Source organism: Neisseria sp. SLRRB23 (assembly GCF_050896295.1).
GTDB lineage: Bacteria > Pseudomonadota > Gammaproteobacteria > Burkholderiales > Neisseriaceae > Neisseria.
In genome coordinates this window covers 1-398 of record NZ_JBPBFH010000116.1, presented here as the reverse complement: position 1 = coordinate 398, position 398 = coordinate 1, and the positions used below count along the sequence as shown (strand labels likewise).

The following is a 398-nucleotide window of genomic DNA, read 5'->3' as shown; positions in this document are numbered from 1 at the left end:
AATGGCGAGGCCGTCGAATTTGGGTTCGATAACGTATTCGGGATTGCCGCCGTTCAAGCCGTCGCGCACGCGTTGGTCGAAGGCGTCCATTTCGGCATGGTCGACCACGCCCTTTGGGCAATCTGTCGCCGGAATGGGCTGAGCGCATCAAAAAAGACTGGGAGGCAGGCTGCTCCGAGTCTTCAGACGGCATTTTTCTGAATGCGGACGGCTGGCCGGATATGGGCGGACGCTTGCAGCACCTCGCCCGCACATGGAACAAGGCTGCTTTCCTCATTTCGCAATTATTTTCTGTTTTGCCCATGTTATCGCGGCAGAAACGGCGGCTTTTTCCTGCGGACTGTTTTTCTAACAGGTTGAGCCGGTTAATTGTTCACCCTGTTCCAAAACATCGTCCA

Annotated in this window: 1 pseudogene; it reads left to right on the top strand. The window is 55.0% G+C overall.

Annotated features, from left to right (window positions below):
* Positions 1 to 110: 110 nt before the first annotated feature.
* A pseudogene (locus ACRPFF_RS11360) lies at positions 111 to 275 on the top strand (NUDIX hydrolase); the annotation flags it as partial.
* Positions 276 to 398 lie beyond the last annotated feature (123 nt).